Source organism: Acinetobacter sp. YH1901141 (genome assembly GCF_013416935.1).
Taxonomy (GTDB): domain Bacteria; phylum Pseudomonadota; class Gammaproteobacteria; order Pseudomonadales; family Moraxellaceae; genus Acinetobacter; species Acinetobacter towneri.
In genome coordinates this window covers 22,657-40,331 of sequence record NZ_VPEY01000015.1, presented here as the reverse complement: position 1 = coordinate 40,331, position 17,675 = coordinate 22,657, and the positions used below count along the sequence as shown (strand labels likewise).

General features: G+C 49.3%; 11 protein-coding genes and 1 tRNA gene. 2 read left to right on the top strand and 10 right to left on the bottom strand.

The genetic code is table 11. From position 1 onward, the window contains the following. Nucleotides 1–407 precede the first annotated feature (407 nt). The 10 genes from FTV52_RS09505 to FTV52_RS09460 form a co-directional block, all read right to left on the bottom strand. The gene (locus tag FTV52_RS09505) at nt 408–3,884 is read right to left on the bottom strand and encodes a DEAD/DEAH box helicase family protein (protein ID WP_257221717.1); all 3,477 of its coding nucleotides are present in this window, start codon (nt 3,882–3,884) and stop codon (nt 408–410) included. Continuing rightward, a complete protein-coding gene (locus FTV52_RS09500; protein WP_218950472.1) occupies nt 3,815–6,991 on the bottom strand; it encodes a DNA methyltransferase in 3,177 nt (1,058 codons plus the stop codon). Before FTV52_RS09500 ends, FTV52_RS09505 begins: the two co-directional genes overlap by 70 nt. After that, nucleotides 6,988–9,939 carry an SNF2-related protein gene (locus FTV52_RS09495; RefSeq protein WP_179990706.1) on the bottom strand — a complete coding sequence of 984 codons (2,952 nt, stop codon included), beginning with the start codon at nt 9,937–9,939 and terminating at the stop codon, nt 6,988–6,990. Before FTV52_RS09495 ends, FTV52_RS09500 begins: the two co-directional genes overlap by 4 nt. Further along, entirely contained in the window at nt 9,936–10,142 is a 207-nt protein-coding gene (locus tag FTV52_RS09490; protein ID WP_179990705.1) for a helix-turn-helix domain-containing protein, read from the bottom strand. Before FTV52_RS09490 ends, FTV52_RS09495 begins: the two co-directional genes overlap by 4 nt. A 271-nt stretch (nt 10,143–10,413) precedes the next feature. Continuing rightward, nucleotides 10,414–10,887, bottom strand: coding sequence for a hypothetical protein (locus FTV52_RS09485; protein WP_179990704.1), 474 nt, complete (start codon nt 10,885–10,887; stop codon nt 10,414–10,416). A 739-nt stretch (nt 10,888–11,626) separates the two neighbouring features. Further along, entirely contained in the window at nt 11,627–12,814 is a 1,188-nt protein-coding gene (locus FTV52_RS09480) for a hypothetical protein (RefSeq protein WP_179990703.1), read from the bottom strand. Nucleotides 12,815–12,948: 134 nt separating this feature from the next. Continuing rightward, entirely contained in the window at nt 12,949–13,179 is a 231-nt protein-coding gene (locus tag FTV52_RS09475; protein ID WP_114237816.1) for a hypothetical protein, read from the bottom strand. Nucleotides 13,180–13,386: 207 nt separating this feature from the next. Continuing rightward, entirely contained in the window at nt 13,387–13,596 is a 210-nt protein-coding gene (locus FTV52_RS09470; RefSeq protein ID WP_171338985.1) for a transcriptional regulator, read from the bottom strand. 122 nt (nt 13,597–13,718) lie between these two features. Beyond that, the gene (locus FTV52_RS09465) at nt 13,719–15,140 is read right to left on the bottom strand and encodes an integrase arm-type DNA-binding domain-containing protein (RefSeq protein WP_179990701.1); all 1,422 of its coding nucleotides are present in this window, start codon (nt 15,138–15,140) and stop codon (nt 13,719–13,721) included. Nucleotides 15,141–15,301: 161 nt separating this feature from the next. Beyond that, nucleotides 15,302–15,388, bottom strand: a tRNA-Leu gene (locus FTV52_RS09460). A gap of 177 nt (nt 15,389–15,565) precedes the next feature. Here FTV52_RS09460 and queA point away from each other — a divergent pair. Together queA and FTV52_RS09450 are read left to right on the top strand one after the other, a co-directional pair. Continuing rightward, nucleotides 15,566–16,603: a tRNA preQ1(34) S-adenosylmethionine ribosyltransferase-isomerase QueA gene (gene queA, locus FTV52_RS09455; RefSeq protein ID WP_179990699.1), complete on the top strand. Its 1,038-nt coding sequence runs from the start codon at nt 15,566–15,568 to the stop codon at nt 16,601–16,603. Nucleotides 16,604–16,628: 25 nt separating this feature from the next. Beyond that, the gene (locus FTV52_RS09450; protein WP_178867885.1) at nt 16,629–17,657 is read left to right on the top strand and encodes a hypothetical protein; all 1,029 of its coding nucleotides are present in this window, start codon (nt 16,629–16,631) and stop codon (nt 17,655–17,657) included. The last annotated feature ends 18 nt before the right edge of the window (nt 17,658–17,675 follow it).

Here is a 17,675-nt window from a genome sequence, read left to right as displayed (position 1 = left end):
TCAAGTGACCAAATTATCAACAATCAAGCTTTTCTACCGTTGAATATCCTTACCATCAACAATCTCACCTTTAGCATTAATATGTTTCTAGTGTGCCTACTAGTGTCGCCTTCCACAAGTTGGTTCACCTAGACCGAGCGCAACTCCCATTATACACTTGCAGTTGATCTATTTGGTCGGCTTTGGATTGCGGCTTACGCCATAAAGATACTAGTGGCAGTGCTCTGGGGGCTACTTGCATCTCAGAAGAAAATGGCTACCACTAAGCCTCGCAAAGACCATGCAAAGTACATATATATCTATATCGTCATGGCTCTACTGCCCGACAGCAGCCCCAAAACCATATTCAAAATGGCAAGAGAAGCGGCTAAAGCTGCTTCACTCACCCTCGACTTTCTCCCGCTTCTCTAAACCAAGTTTACAAACAGTTTCTTCAAGTATGTACTTGGGCCATCCTCCATGAACAGAACATTGCGGCTTTCTAGATCAGCCTTCTTTGTTGGATCACCGACATTGAGTAGGTCAGAAAACTTCGTGGGCGACAGCACAAAAGCATTCAAGACAAGCGATGCCTCGCCCGCCTTAGCCTGCGATGCTAGCATTGATTCCAGCATCTTCACTTCCTTGTACAGGCCCAGCTTGGGGTGCGACAAATTGAGATTGTATAGCCCCTTCGGATCGACAAAGGTCAGCCACTGCTTGCCGCTGATATCGTCCACTAACCACAGCAGAAAGTCTGGATAGAAATTACCAGCCAAGGCGAAGCCCAAACCTTTTCCCTCTCGATCTGCATTACGCAGCAGGTACAGGCTGCGCTGACCAATGGCATCCTTACCATCAGGCGAGTTGTAGAATGCTTCCAGATCGCGGACAAACGTCACCTCACTTGGCGCGCCCAGGCCCAAAGGCTTTAGCTTCAATGGGACAATATCTTTGTCCTCATTCTGCTCGAAGCTAAACAAGGGGTAAAACAGGTGCCGGTCGAAGCTAATGGCCACCATGTGTGGTGCGTTCCATGTGCTGGCCTCGCCGATTTTGCCGTCCGCCACCAGCTTTTTCAGCATTTCCAGCTTAGCTAGATACTCCAGACCGTCGTCGCTGTTCTCGATCTCGAACTGGTACAGATTGAGCATCGACCCGTGATCTTCGTCGATGTAGGTGATGTCGTAGAACTGGCCTTCGTAGCCTGTCTTCAGGGCCTTGTAGAAGCGGTCGGTGTAGTCCGTCAGCAGTCGAAGTAGGATGTCTTCCTGCTTGCGGACGTCAGCGAAGGTCGTCACGTTCAGCTCCGCTACCGGAATGAACAGCGTGTACCAATCCTGCGCGCCCGCGCAGAAGTCGATCAGCTTCTGCCGTTCCAGCCGCAGGTTGCTCCAGCTGCGCTGCAACTTGTAATCCTGCAACGCCAGGTAGATGCGATCCCAATTGAAAGCCGGGAACAGCGTCTGATTCAGCTTGCCCTTGTTGCGGGCTTCCGCCGTCGTGGGGGTTGCGCCCTTGTCCTTGCTGGACAGCGCTTCGACACGCGGATACAGGTCGAGTACCACATGGGGGGGCTTGATCTTACCCTGGAACTGCGCGGGTATTTCGTACAGCCACGGAAAGTGCGTGCGCTTGAACCCAAGTTTCTGGTTGTCCTTGTAGCCATCCTTCAGCGCCAAGGTCTTGAGTTTGCCTTTGGGCAGGTTGGCCCGCGTTGGGAAGTCCAGCTCCAGCACTTCGTCATTAGGCGTGATGCCTTCCTCGCGCAGATAGTCTTTGAACGCGGCCATGTAGCTGGCGCGCACGCCGAAGATGTTCAGTGCCTCCAGCTTGTCCAAATGCGTGCCCTTAGGCCGCTCGTGCGGCAGCGTGCGCTTGAGCGAGAAACCCTTGCCTTTGAGGCGTACCCCACGGCCAAACAATTGAATGATTTGCGAGCCTTCGCCCTGCCCCATGTTCAGCAGGCCCATCGTGGACACGCGCCAACTGCTCCAGCCTTCCGTGAACTTGCGCGAGCCGATCAGCACGTTGAGGTTGCTGTCCTTGTTGTTCAGCGTGCCGAACAGTGCACCGCCGAAGTCGTCGCGTTCGCTGTCGAAGGCCTCCACGTCCTCTGCCATCCCGAAGAAGCCCGCATCGTCGCCGATGTTGATGAGGCCAAAGGGCTCTGCATCGCCAACGCGCAATGCCAGCTCACCCTTGCTGCTCTTGATGTTGACCAGCTTCAAGCGCTGGCGGGCCGAAGCATTGAACACGCGCAGCAGGATGTCAGCGTATAGATCATCCACGCGACCGCCGAAGCCCATCAGAGGCGTAAAACGCCCGCTGAAGATATTGTTGCCCTTGGCGTCCAAAATCTGAGCCTTGTTCGCAATCAAGTCGGCCAGCCAGATCTTGATCTGAGCCTCGTTGTTCAGGAACCAAGCAAGAAACTGAACAACTGCCAACACGTCGGAGAGACTGGCCAAATCATCTTCGGTAAGCTTCTGCTTCTTCTTATCATCTGAACCAGTTACCGAGTGGCCTACAAACACCCACAGCGGCTTTTCGATGTTAAAGTCGGCAAGTGCCGAGCGGTGAGTGCTCCACAGCCACAGCTGCTGGTAATAGGAAAGCAGACAGGCCGTGAAGTACTTGCGCGCGTTGTCCGCCTGCCCGTAGGCCTCGCCATTCATGTTGAGGATCAGCGACTCTTTGCCATAGCCGTCTTCATAGAAGAACTTGTAAGAGTAATCGAACAGGATGCACTTGGCGTAAATCTCGCGCGTCGCGGTGATGCGCGCGCGGCGCTTATCTTCAGCGGTCAGGGTAAGGGCTGTATCCGCCTTGGCGGAGGTAAGGTTGAAGCGCTGCCCAGGGTAAGCCAGCTTCCATTTGGACTTGAGGCTTTCTTCTTCCGCCTTTTCAATGGTCATCCCCTTGGCCACGGCTTGCCCGAAGGTGGCCGAGTACTCGAAGGCAAAACCGCCTCGCACCAGCGCATCGCGCCGCGACATCCACGCGCCTGCCGCTGTGCCCGTACCACGGTGACCTTCGTCCACTAGCACCAGGTTGTTGCCCTCAAAGGCATCCACGGCGACGGTCTTGTCGCCCATCTCCTCGCCCAGCTTGTTGATGTCGATGATCTCGATGGTGCCGCGCGCGGGTGACTGGGCCTTGTTGAAGAACTGCGAGAACCCGAAGCCAGACAGGTGTAGCTCCTCCAAGTGCTGGCGTGACAGCCCCTCGTTTGGCGTGAGCAGGATGATCTTGTCGGGAAAGTGATCGCTGCGCCCCGCCTGGAAGTAGTGCAGGTACTGACGGATGTTGACGTGCAGCAGTAGGGTCTTGCCGCTGCCTGTGGCGTTCCAGAAGGCGACCTTGTTCAGGTCGTCCGCTTCGAAGTCACGGAACGGTTCCGCGCCGTTCTCGGCACGATAGCGAACCATCTCTTCGTTCAGGCCATCGAGCAAGTCCTGACGGTGGTTGAAGTACCAGTCCAGATACAGCTCGGTGAACAGCAGCGAGAGGTACTGGAAGTACTTCATCTGCAGTTCGTGGCCTTCCAGCTTGTTGCGCTGGGCGGTGATGGCCTGCCAATGGGCGACGACGTTTAAGTCGTAGCGCCGCAGGTCGGCCTCGGGCACCTTGTTGGGATCGAACAAACCTCGGATCAGTTCGTGGAAGAACTTGGTCTGACCATCCTCGTCGATGCCTTCGAAGCGGTCATCGCTCAGGCGCATCTTGAGCGCCGCCAGCGTGCCGCCCTGAAAGAAACCCAGCACCCAGCGGTTGAGCACCAATTCCTGATGGAAGCTGCGTTTTTTTGATTTTGGTTTTGCTGTGCGTGCCATCAGATGTCCTCCACCGAGAACATGCGCTCCAGAAACTCCGGCTCGATTTGGCGAATCTTCCTTGCCCATGCCTGCCCGTCTTCTCCTTCGGTCGGGGCATAGATGGCAGGCATATTGTGATCGCCATTGATGTATATCACGTCAAACGGATTGTTCTCGCCTTCGAGGTCAAATCGATTACCGTAGCGTTTTAATGTCTCGTAATCGATCTTCTCGCAGTCGCGCCAAATCACTAATGCCGATTCACCAGAAGGAAGCGCACCCTCAACACGAACATAGCCTTCTTTCATGTTGGAATCGATGTGCTTGACCCGCAGGCCAATCAGGTAGTTAAAGGTTTCGACCAGATCGATCTTGCGCGGCTCGAAGGCACCCGCAGAATCCACGGCAACATTGAGGGTGTAGTCAAAGGGTTTCCTGAAGTCCTCGACTGACAGCAGCGAGCCACGGCTTTCCACGTCCAGCAAGTAGTTGAGCAGGTAATCATCCTTGGCCTGCTGCGGCAGCGCATTTAGCAGATCGCCTTGCGCGGACGTCCGGCGCAGTTGCAGGTTGTTCAGAGTATCTTCGTAGCTTTCGAGTTTTAGGACTTTGAAGCAGTGGGAGATGCCCGTTTCCGGCGCTGTCGGCTTTCCATCCGCCCAGTTTGCGGAATACACAACTTTAACGATTCGCTGCTTGATAACAGAGTCCGAGTGAGCTCCCATCTCAACCAGGATGTATTTGTGCTCGCCCCCTAGTTTTCTGTTGCGATTAATTGCTGCATGCGCAGTAGTTCCACTGCCACCAAACAAATCCAGCGTCAACGACTCGTCTTTATCATAGAGAACGGCATCTAAAACTCGCTCCATCGTCCCAAGTGACTTTGGATACGAGAATAGACCGGCATCCCCAAATATCGCGGTAAGCAGATTCGTACCACCAGTTGTTGCGTTGTACTGAGCGCCTTGCCAAATGCTAGGAAGCAAGAGTCGCCTTTCGCTATCGTGATAAACACGATTAATTACAAAGTTTCTCGAACTAACAATTCGTCCTTCAGCAATAGCTTTCCTTCCCCCTTCGTACGAAAGCGACCAAACACGCTCCTCTCCGTTCTCACCGATTGGGTAGACGCGTTTAAGTCCATCTTGCGTATCTTCAAGTGGATAGTTCCCTTTAACGACAGGCTGAGGAGGCGGCTCAGCTCCCATAACTTCAAAAGTTTCCTTGTCTACCAAAACTGCAAAGAAACTCTCGGGACGGCCAGGGTTGCCTATGCGGAAATTGTTGTCACCAGTTCCTGCTCGCCTAAACCCTCTGGTTCTCACCCCATCCTCGACTGAGTCGCCTCGAAGGATGTCAAGCTCTTTGGGGACAGAGAACAGGCAGTACTCATGTGTGCGAGATACATTCGACCTACCTGTTCCCGATCCAGGGTAATGCTCAACGACGCACTGAAAAACATCCCTGTCAGGATTTACTTGCTTCACGATCTCTTTCAGCAATGCCGCTTCAGTGTCATCAATCGCATATGCCGTTACGCCATCCTCAGTCAGCAACTTGCTAGACGCGTTAATGCGTTCGGCCATGAGCGTTGACCATGACGAATCTTTGTAGCCGTTCTTGTAAAGAATGGGGGTGGCATCAGTGTTGTATGGCGGATCAAGGTAAACCAGATCAACTTTCTTTCTGAACCTTTCATCTATCAAGCGCGCTGCTTGAAAATTCTCTGAATTGATCAGCAACCCATCTAGAGCCTCATCAATATCCTCAATACTCGACATCAGTTTGAAACTGAAATCTTCGGAAAATAAACTTGTATCCACCATTCGGTAAGGCGCAGCCTTCAAGTCCTCCAACGTCCCCGGCGCATCGCCATCCCAAACGCCCAGCTGTTTCCACCGCGCCCACTGCTGTTCGTTCGCTACCACTTCCAGCCACAGCGCTTCCGGCACCCGATCCAGCGTGATGCAGTAGTGGCTGGAGACAACGAACTTCTTCTTCAGCCACAGTTTCTTCTGGAAATCCTCCAACTGCGCCAGGAAAGTAATCAGCTCCAGCGCGATGCTGCGCAGGCACTGGATCATGCGCAGGTTCTTTTCGATGTCCGCGAACGCGCCCGCGTTCTGCACATCATCCAGATGCATGACTTCGTTCTTGATATAGAAGTCCAACTCACGGCGCAGGAAACCGCCTAGGTCCTTGTGGATGAAGTAGTCCGCCGTGTTCTTGGTGGTGTAATCACTCAGGTGTTTTTCCAGCAGGGTGCGCTGGGGGTTCTTCTCGGTGGGCGCGCGGTTGCCCAGGGCCAGCCAGCGGGCCTTCACGGCCGCATCGTCAAGCACAGTCTCAACAGCGGCTTTGACCAGCGCCTCCTGCTTAGTGCCTTTGGGCTGGGCGGCGTACTCGAAGCGGATGAACAGTTCCTTGCTACCGTCAGCGGTTTGCACTTCCTCCACTGGCACCAGTTCTTCTTCGGCCTCGTCGCCGTTTTCATCCACGCGGGTAACGGTGTTGGCCGTTACCAAGGCAAATCGGCGCTCCTTGTCGTTGTCCTTGCGGTTGTCCTTGGCAGTGTCGGCGCAAACGAGGCGGAAATGCACTGTGCGACCGTCTTCGAGCTTGAAGCTGTAGTTGCTGAAGTTCTCGCCGCTCTTGGTGTAGTACTGGTCCTTGTTGGCCCAGTGCAGCATCACCTCCTCGCCCGCATAGGGAATGGCGTAGGTGTCGCCCTTGTAGCGGCGCTGGCTGATGAAGTCGCCTTGCTCGTAGTAGCGGGAGAAGAAGGCGAGCAAGTGCGAGAACACGGCATTTTCGTGTTCGCTGGCACCGGTGCTGTACTGGGCTAGTTTCTGGCGCAGCTCCTGCACTTTCGGGACCGTGGCCGGATCGATGCCGTCTGCCTGGTATTGCGCCTCCTTGTCCTTCAGTTCGCGCGCCACCTGCTCCTGCTGTGCAGCGCCACCTTGGCTGAGCGCGGCTTGCACCTTCTCGGCCAGCCGGTTTTGCAGGTAATCGTTGATCTCGCCGGCACGCGCGTTGAGGATGCGGTAGATGCCGAAGTCCAGTTCAGGACGGTCAATCTGGAAGATCTCGCGAAGCTTGGTGACGAGCTCTTCGAATTTGCGATTCTGCTTTGTTATCATGGGTTTCACTGATCTCTGGATTTCTGATTTTTCAAAGGATTTACGTTTCAAGTGACCTGCCAGCGAATGCTGAAAAGAGTCTCATTACTGGTTTTTTCTTGCAGACGTTGCTGGAGCGAGACAATTAATTCATCGCGCTTTGCAATGATCTCATCTTCAACGGCGAAAATTTCCTGACGCAGACGGCGTTGCTTGCGCTCTAGTTCCGATAGTTCACGCTGGATACCGTCTTGCTCCTGCAAGGTGGCGGCCTTGCGAGCGTCGCGCTTCAACTGTACGATGCGTGCTTTGGTATTCCTCAGTGCTTCCTCTGCAGCCAAAAGCTTGTCGTCTGCCCAGCGTTCCAGCTTTTCACGTTCCTCATTGAACAGGCGCTGGTTATCTTCCAGCACATGAGCAATCGTGGCGGCGACCGCACGCTGGCTGTTGGCCAGCAGTGCCTCAGGCACGGAAGTGCTCAAAGGAGTGGGTTTGCCTGCTGCTGGAATAGCCATCAGCTTTTCGCAGGCTTCCTGATCCAACACTTGACCATCGTCAGTGAGACCGGAGAACAGCAGCGCCTCGGTGGTCTCGAATGCGGTAACTTCCACCCGGGCCAGCGTCAGCCAGCCGGACATACCGCGCAGTCTCTCAATGACGGAGACCCGTGCGCCGTGTTTGCTGTAGTCAAGCTTCAAGGTGGCGACGGGCGTTTCCGCATTCAGGCTGGTATCAATGCTCCACTCCCCCAGCGGGTGGCTGAGACGGTAGGCGTGCGCCAGCATGTCCGGCTGCGCCGCGCCACGAATGAGCTGGTAGCGGCCAGGGGGGGCTAGTTGTGCGACTCCAGTTGGCGGCGTGCTCAGAGAGAACGCGTAGGACTGTTCGTCAAAGCGTGCCCAGTCATTGAGCGCATAGCGGGTAACACCCCAGAACCAGCGCCCCAGTTTGTCGAGTCGCGCTTCAGCCTCGTCCAATCGCAGCTTGAGCCGGTCGTGGACATCCTCGTCAAAATTCTCCAGTAGCTGGGACTGCGTGTCTTTGATGCGGTCGGCGATGACTTCTTCCAGCTCCGCTTGCAGGGCATTGAAGGCGGCTTCGATCTGCTCGGGCTGGCGACAAGTGTCGTAGATCTGGAGGATGCGTTTCTCGAAATCGAGGCCGCCCTCGATGCGGCCCAGTACTTCATCGCTTGCCCCAAACACGCCCGAGAATAAGTTGAATTTCTCGGTGAGCAGCTCCAGAACGCGCTGGTCGGCCTGGTTGCGGGTGTTGAGGAAGTTGATGACTACCACATCAAAGCGCTGACCGTAGCGGTGGCAGCGGCCGATGCGCTGCTCAACGCGCTGCGGGTTCCACGGAAGGTCGTAGTTGATGATCAGCGCGCAGAACTGCAGGTTGACGCCTTCGGCAGCCGCTTCGGTGGCGATCATAATCTCAGCGCCGGTGCCGTCGTCCTTCCGAAAATGATCAATCAAGGCAGTGCGACGATCAACCTGAGGCGAGCCAGTAATTCGGTCTGTTCCCTTGTACTCTTCCAACCAACACTGATAGATGGCAGTGGAATCCTCATGATTGTTAGTTCCGCTGAACAGCACCAGCTTGCCTGCGTAGCCGTTCTCGGAAAGAAATCGATGCAGGTATTCCTGAGTGCGCTTTGACTCTGTGAAGATGATGGTCTTTCGTGGAGCACCCAGTTCGGCCATCTTGCCGAAGCCGAGGTTGAGCGCCTTGAGTAACGCCTGTGCCTTGGTGTCAGTTTTCAGGGCTTGGGCGGCATCGACGAACGCAGTCAGCTCCGCGATCTCTGCGGTGATGGCGGCGCGGACGGCATGGGCATCTTTTGCAGCGCTCGGCTTACCTGCTTCGGCTGGTGCGGGCGCCGGGCCTTCGGCGCTCATTTCAATGTTGGCTTCTGCCTCGCTGGCTTCTTCTTCCAGGCAGTCCTGCTCTAGGTCGTCCTCGGCAATGAGCCGCTCGACCAGCTGGCTGCCATCGTCTTGCGCTGTGTCTGCCGTGAGCAAGCCCTGCAGACGCTCGCGGATGGTGACCAAGGTGGCAGCAACGGCGTGCGAACTGGAGGCCAGCAGCTTGCGCAAGATCAGTGCTGTGAGGTGGCGCTGCTGCTTGGGCAGGGCGTAGGAGTCTTCCTTTTGCAGAAAGGCCGAGATGCGCTCATACAGCGCCTGCTCGTCGTCGGTGGGGTTGAACGGCTGGGTGAGAGCCTTGCGCTCAGTGTACTTGATGTACTCCAGCACGTCACGGCGCAGTGTGCGTTTGGCGAAGCTGGCAAGACGCTCACGCAGTTCGTAAAGCCCCGACCCACTGTTTATGAACTGCTTGCGGAAGGCAGCTTCATCGCCGAAAAGGTGCTCGTCGATTAGCGTTGACAGGCCGTATAGCTCCATCAGCGAGTTCTGCAACGGCGTGGCGGTGAGCAGCAGCTTCTTGCGGCCTTGCAGTGCACGTTTGAGCGCCTGCCCAGTGCGGTTACTGGCACGGTGCGCATTACGCAGTTTATGCGCTTCGTCGATGACCACCACATCCCAAGGCACGGCACGCAGTTCGGCCTCCAGCTTGGCGGCAAACTGGTAGGACATGATTACTACCGCCTTGCCAACCTGCCGTTGCAGGGTAGCTAGCATGTCGCCAGCGGACTGCTTGCGCAGAGAAACGGCATCCACCACGGTTGTGGGCACGGCGAACTTGTCGTGCAGCTCCTGCGCCCATTGCTTACGCAGACTGGCCGGGCATATGACCAGCAGCCGACGACGGCGCTCGGCCCAGTACTGGCACACCACCAGCGCAGCTTCGATGGTTTTACCTAGGCCCACTTCATCGGCCAGCAGCACGCCTTCCTGCAACGGGTTGCGAAGTGCGAACAGCGCCGCCTCGATCTGGTGCGGGTTTAGATCGACGCTAGCATCGAACAGCGATTGGGAGAGACGATCTACGCCATCGGCAGCGTGTCGCCGAGTTAGCTCGTGGGCGTAATACTTGGCGTGGTAGGCGGTGATCAACTGTTTAGCTCTTCCGTATCTAACGACTGAGAATTGATCCAGTCGTCAATGTCGGTTTTACGGAAACGCCAGCTCCCCCCAACCTTGAAGGCAGGAATCTTTTTTGCACCAGCCAGCCGATAGATGGTCCGTTCAGTGACCTTTAAATAAGCAGCTACTTCAGCCAGAGTCAGAACGCTTTCACTAGATGCGTTTTGGGTCATTTAGATGCTCAAATTGTCAATATTGTTCAGTCTAGTTCAAATTTTTCAACCCCACAATGATGCCATAGCTATATTCTGAAAATCGTTAGCCTCGCTGAGAGGTAGCTTAATTAGCTGTTTATTCAATAATCTTAATGGCTTTAATAGTGGAAACTCTGTGTTTGCAGCTGAAAAGGTCGACATATACGATAAAAGGATGACATGACCCAAAGCTCAAAATGTGCAGTTTGGGTCTTATCTTAGGTAAAATCTTTAGAAAATCCAAAGACTATTAGTCACAATCACCGAATAGATTATTGATGATCGGAGTTGTATAGATAAGTCTTGCTGATGCTAGCTCGATATATTGGCCATAAAACCAATCCTTATTGAAACTTAACCAACTTTGCCCTGACTCTGACAATCGAATTTGAACTAGGCTCTTTTCATCCTCATCATAAAAATTATAACTTCCAATGAACTTGATAAAGCCTTTTCCTGTTGTAAGGTCATTTTCAACCCACACATGGGCGTCTAGTAGCTCTTGTGCGGCATTGTGTAAATGTTGTGCCGCTAACGAAACATCGTCTATACCCACAACTTTGGCATACTCAATGGCTGTTATTTCCGCAACTAGCTCTAAGTCTCCTCGTTTAAAGTCTTTGTCTTGCTCGATATATTGATCAACATCAATCATGCACAACAATTTGAATGCTAACTCCGCAATATCGACACCAAACCTAATAGCATATTTAGTATCTTTCACCAGCCACACCTTTCCAAAAAAAAGAGGTTAGCAAAAAGCTAATAAACAAAAAATTAATATTACAAAACAAAAACTTAAACAAAGTCACAGGTGACTTACAATTAAACTTATCAAGTCACTTCGCTCACATTCAAAATAACCGCTATTACCGACAAAAACATCATTCTAGAAGCTCACCATTTGCGTTCTAAGCGCGCCTTACCCATCCCGATATACTTTTTCCCACCCCACATCAAAAACGCCCCAAATCGCGTTAATTTCGCATTAAATCTTGATAAAGTTTTGAAGCGAGAAGGCTTATAGTGTTTTACGAGAATTAATCCAAATTTCACTCCCGCTCTAGGTCAAGCAGACAGCCCCCAAAAGATTTAATCACTACCCTTTTCAACGAATTTTCAAAGTATAAGAACATTGCTCCAGACTCTCGGTCGATGAACGCAATACATACCGCATTTGGAGATTTTCCTAGGACTTCGACTGTGATAGTGAATTTAGGTATGACAGAGATTTACCACTGCGGAGCAAGTGGTAAATCGAAGTGATACCAACATTGATCTTGGAATACGTAGCATGTGAAGCTGAACAGGAAAAGTTGGATTCACACCAAAATTTTGGCTTTTTCTTATTACTTTGATACTTAATACTGATACCTAATGTTATTAGGGCAACGTACTAATTTAAATTCAGCGCAAAACCGCATACAGCATGGGTTTGCACTGAATTAGGCTAGTCAAAAAAATCACCGAAATTTGCGCATCGTGAATCGTTCAGCCAACGCTTTAGCTTGCAATCGCTTGATCTCATTCAGTGGACCATTCATCTTAATTGCATCGTGCAGATCTCGTTTACGGCGACTACGACTAGGCGCTAGTAACCGTTCCTGACCATAGGCTTTCACACATTTTCGATATTGTTCTTTCTCGTCTTCCAAAGCTCTCTTATTCAGTCGAGTAAACTCCATCTGTTTGAATCCATGAGTGATAAGACTCGGCAAGTTAAACAGACTACAATCCAAATTTTTTCGCTCAAAGAAAGTCTTTCTGAAAGTCATCTCTAATCTCAACCGATGCTGATCTACAGGGAGTGACTTCCCATTCATATCGGTTCGCTTGAGGTACGCTCTCGTACAAAGCTCATCGAAGCGGTGATCTCCCGATGCGATATTGAATCCATCTTCAATCAACTGAACAAGCTCATGTACTGACTCAGGAATACCCCTAGTCGTCCCCTTAGTCTTATAGATCCTCATTCGGCTACATGCTTTAGGGTATTTTAAAGATTTATGTAGCGCGACAAGGAAAGCAGAACTAGGTGCATTATAAAAGTCAAATGCTAATTCAATGGCTTCCACAGTCATTTCTTCAACCTTGCAACCGTATTGCTCTCTCAAGAGATCAGTAATTTTGCGTAAGGCTTTTCGATTCTTTACATCATGCAGTCTAATAGTAAAGCTTGCTCCATCTTGGACAACATCACTGTCTGCCCGGATGTAATGACGAATGCCCGTATGCTTAGTTAAGTATGCCTTGATATAGCTACGAGCATCTGGCTTACCATAGAATTTACATTTTGATGGATCTACAACAAATTTCAAATCGAGCCAATCAACTACCGCATGTGGTTTAGCTCTCAAATATGCTTCGGTATTGATGTCACTATAAATTTCATCTTCGAACATTTGAGACTCCGCAACATGCTCCATCACTCTTGACTGTAATTCATCTAATGTCTCATTCATTTGGGCTGTTGGAGTTTGTGTTGAAATCGTTAATGTTTTTTTGGGCTTACATCTCATTTCGATTAGACGTTGATACAACGTCCATTCGAACTCACTCTCCAACTCGCGTTCAAACTCTCTTTCGAACATTTTGTCCAAATCAAAATCACAGCCAGTAAATTGATTCAGGCTCTCATTGTAGTTAATCATGCTAATTTCACGTATTGAGTGGCAAACTTCTCGCCAAGTTTTAGCCCGATGAGAAGTTTGTATTTAACTTTAAATGTTTAAGTGGGAGTAATTTTTACTCCCGAATGCTATTGATACTATTCGGAGTGAATCCCCTATTGCGGCACTTTCTGCCTTGAGGGAGTCTTCATGACACGTACGAACTCAAGCAATGCCTCACGACTGTAAGCAAGCTTTCCATTTTCAACATGGACCGTGATCTTGTAGCCATGTTGTTTATGCCAATTCCTAATATTACGTGTCAGGTATCCATACCAACTACGGACTTCACCATTAAGGTGCTGTGCAATTAATTCGGCTGCATGCCATTGATTTAGAAGCTTCATTTAGCCTTCCTTCAAGAATTTTAAGAACGCCTATCTCGTAGGCAAAACATTAATTTGCTTTGAAGTTTGTTCGTGAGTGCTTTGAAGTTTGTTCGTAAGTGCTTTGAAGTTGAATGTTTAGTCGTTTGCTGTTTGGTCGCTTGGCTTCTGCAACTCCGTAGAGCTGTATAACCTTTTTGCTTTCACATTTATAACATTAGCTGTAATTTAGCTATAATGTTGTTTCTTTTGATTTTCGTGCCATTTGATTAGGTCTTGATAATCAAAATATACGGCCGCCTGCCTCGATGGACCGCTTTTTAACGCTCTTGGGAAGTCTGGGTCATTTAACATCAATTTCCGCAATCCTTCTCTCGTCACATCAAGCATACCACACACTTTATTCATCGAAAGGCGCAGAGGTTGAATCGTATCCATGCAAATTCATTCCTTAAATTACAGATGAAAATACTCGTATCTAAATTATAGTTAGGGGTGACTTACTCTTTCTGAAAAAACACGTTCGAATGATTATTTTTAAATCATTCGAACTTTTTTGATCAACTTGCGTTCAACATTGCCATTTGAAACTTGATGAGCTTACCGTACTTAAAGCTTTGGATACCGTTACGTGCATCGGACAATAATCGGTCTCTAAACTCCTGTGGTGAAACATACTTTGTCTTGTTTTCATCCAAGTAATCGCTCCACCATTGCATGAGAATTTTACGCTCTTCTAAATATTCAACGTGGTGCGTGTATGCCCATTCGACTTCGTTTTCACCCTTGTGACTCATTTGACGTTCAATCGCATCTCGATCAAACAACCCACTCAAAGCCAATGCACCACGTGCCATACCTCTAAAGCCATGCAAACACACCTCAGTCTTGGTGTCGTATTTCATGCGAGTTAAAGTCTTATTTACAGTGTTTTCACTAATGAACTTGTTTAAGTCATGATTTGCAGGAAATACATGCTGTCCCATACCGCTATATTGTCTCACCTCCATGAGGATGTCTTTTACCTGACGTGACAAAGGTACGACATGCTCTTTGCGCATCTTTGCACCACGATGCGAACTTGGGCACCCTTTAACGGGTGTGCGTACTGCGGGTATCGTCCAAATGCTTTTATCGAAGTCAAACTCGTTCCAACGTGCGAACATCATTTCACTTGATCGTGCAAAAGTATGGAGCGCAAACTCGGTGTATAACTTAGTTAAAGGAACACCCGTATCATTCTTCAGCCGTGAAAAAAACTCAGGCAACCGATCTAAAGGCAACTTAGGATAATGTTTTTCCTCTTTCTTCTTCGTCAAACCGCCTTTCAAATGCACGGCGGGACTCTCAGGGATATAACCTTTACTAACCGCATAAGCAAAAATAGCTGATAATCTGCGTTTGACCTTATCGTAAACCTCACCAAAACCTGTAGTCTCGATATGTTCAAGAACACGGCTGAGGTCACGTGGCTTAATCGAATCAATTAATTTCTCACCAATAATTGGAAAGACGTACATTTCAAAGTTTCTAAGCGACTTAGCGATTGTAGATTCTTGCGCACCTGATGACTGACCATAAGCCACATGCCAAGCTCTTGTCACCGATTCAAAGTCGAATCTATCCTTCAATTTTTCTTCTTCGAGTTTTATATAATCAATAGGGTCAATGTCATTTGCGATCTGAGCTAAATACATTGTTCTACGGGCACGAGCTTCCTCTAGAGAAATAATCACTCCCTTTACACCCACCTTAGAATAGTCACCAATCGTAATAACGCCGTCGGTTGGTTTGCCTTTGTCATTCAGATATTGCTTTCGACCGTAAATAAACTGCCATGTCTTTGTGCCACTAGGTCTAACGATTAAATATAATCCTTTGCCATCAGCGAGCTTATTATTGACAAGTTTTCCTTGAGAGTTAACTTTGGGCTTTGCCGAAGAACACTTAGTATCGGTAAGAGGTTTAACGATTTTTGCCATGATAAAGATATAAAATTAAAAGATGTCCTGTATCTTTAATCGTATCTTTAAAACTTTTGGATGTGTATAGGTATATGTTGGCATGTAGATACGACAAAGCCCTGAATTATCAGGGCTTTCGAAGCTTATATGCAATGTGCTTGCATATAATTATATATCTGTGGTCCCGAGGGTCGGACTCGAACCGACACGTCATCTCTGACAGCGGATTTTGAGTCCGCCGCGTCTACCAATTTCACCACCTCGGGTAGGTGTTGATGGGTATAATAAACTTTTTTGACAGCTTGTCAACGCAAGTTTTTTGCAATTGTTTAAAATTAAATCAGCTGTCATTTTTTTGATTTATAATCGACCAATTTCATCCATAAAACCTAAAAAAGCATATACTAGGCGCAGTTTTCCCAGTGTTCTAACTTGTTTTTATCATGCAGCTTTCTGACTTTAATTTTAATCTCCCCGATGAACTCATTGCTCGTTACCCACTAGCAAGTCGTAGCGCCTCTCGTCTGCTGCATCTTGATGCTCAAGGTCAGTATCATGACCATCAATTTACCGACCTACTGAATTTACTCGAAGCGGGCGATTTACTGGTACTTAACGATACCAAAGTCATGAAAGCGCGTCTTAAAGGTAAACGTGCCACAGGCGGTGCAGTGGAAGTCTTGGTAGAACGTCTGCAAGATCAATTTATTGCCCATTGCCATATTAAAGCCAGCAACTCACCAAAAGCAGGTGCAGAACTGTTTATTGGGCCTGATGCTGTAAAAGTGACCGTACAAGGTCGCCATGAAAACTTATTTATTGTCGAGTTTTCGCAGCCTATTTTAGACGTATTGGATGCCTACGGTCAGTTGCCGATTCCACCCTACTTTAACCGCGAAGCAGAAGCGATTGATACCGAGCGTTATCAAACCGTATTTAACGACCCAACAAAACTCGCTAGTGTTGCCGCACCCACTGCCAGCTTGCACTTTGATGAAGCCTTACTGCAACAGCTAGCAGATAAAGGCATTCAAAAAACCTTTGTGACCTTGCACGTGGGCGCAGGTACATTCCTGCCTGTACGTACCGATGATATTGCCAATCACATCATGCACAGTGAATGGTGTGAAGTTTCTGAAGCTGCCGTAGCGCTGATTCGTGAAACCAAAGCACGAGGCAACAAAGTTATTTCAGTGGGCACAACTGCCACCCGTGCCGTGGAAAGTGCTGCCCAAGCCCATGCAGGCAAACTTGCAGCGTGGTCGGGTGATACGCAAATTTTTATTTACCCAGGTTATCAGTTTAAAGTGGTGGATCGTCTAATCACCAATTTCCACTTGCCTGAATCCACCTTATTAATGTTGGTATCTGCGCTTTCAAGCCGTGAAAATGTCATGCAGGCGTATCAACATGCTGTGGCGGAACGCTATCGTTTCTTTAGCTATGGCGATGCCATGCTGATTGATCAAGCTCAGACTTAATTTTCAAACTGTAAAAGAAACCGCCATGCCGCTCGATACCGTGCAACACTCCATTCATATTCGACGCAAGAAGAATCAACGGGTATTTCGTAATATCGCGCGGTTATGGGATATTGGAAAAAAAGCACAAAGCCATCAAGATATTTTAGATGGCTTACACCCTTGGCAAGATGACATCACCCTCAAGTTTGAAAATGTTTTGCCTGTCCTGCTTGGCATTATAGGTGTGTTGTTCTGTTTATTGCTCTTGATTCAACCGAGTAATATTTGGCTGCAATTCTGCTTGCTGATTGGGTTAGGCTGTATCTTCTGGGCATTTATTACCTATGAACAAGACGACCCCATTGAAGAAGTCATCACTTTTTTAGAACAAGAAAGCATTGCTCAACGCTATCAACTGGCATGGCAGCAACCACCGCAACATCTTGCCCGAACCCTACAACCCGTTTATTTGATTGCCCATTTAAAAAGTCTGTTCCCTTTATTTAATTTGGGGAATCTGTCCAATGAAATTCGCCGCTACGCCAGTACAGTTTGGCAAGATCAACAAGGCAAGCAGCATCAGGTTTTGGTATTTGAATATCGCTATGTCAGTGAAACCCGCATTAAAGATCAAAATGGCAATGACTACAAAGTACGTGAAGTGGTGCGACATTTATCGGGCGTATTTGTCTTTGATGTGCAGCTACAAGGTTTAGCCGTTACCTCAAACAATAAAACCTTTGGTGCGCCTTATCATGTGCCGTGGCATACCAGTGACATTCGCCTGAATCAAAAACTCAACTTTTTTGGCAGTGATGCAATTCAACTGGCGCGTACGCTCAGCCCTGCAATGGTGTTAAAACTGGATGATTTTTTTCAGCATCAGCAAGGTGATTTGTTATTTCACCCTGAGCGGAACACGCTCTGTTTTTTAGGTAATCGCAACTTGTTTGAAATTTCCAGTAAAGCAAAAAATATTCAAGATATTTCCGCATTGCGTGGACACTTACGCACTTTTAAATTACCTTATTTAGAACAATTACAGACAGATTTGATTGATTTTCTGGACTAAGAAAATCGTCTTGGGGCA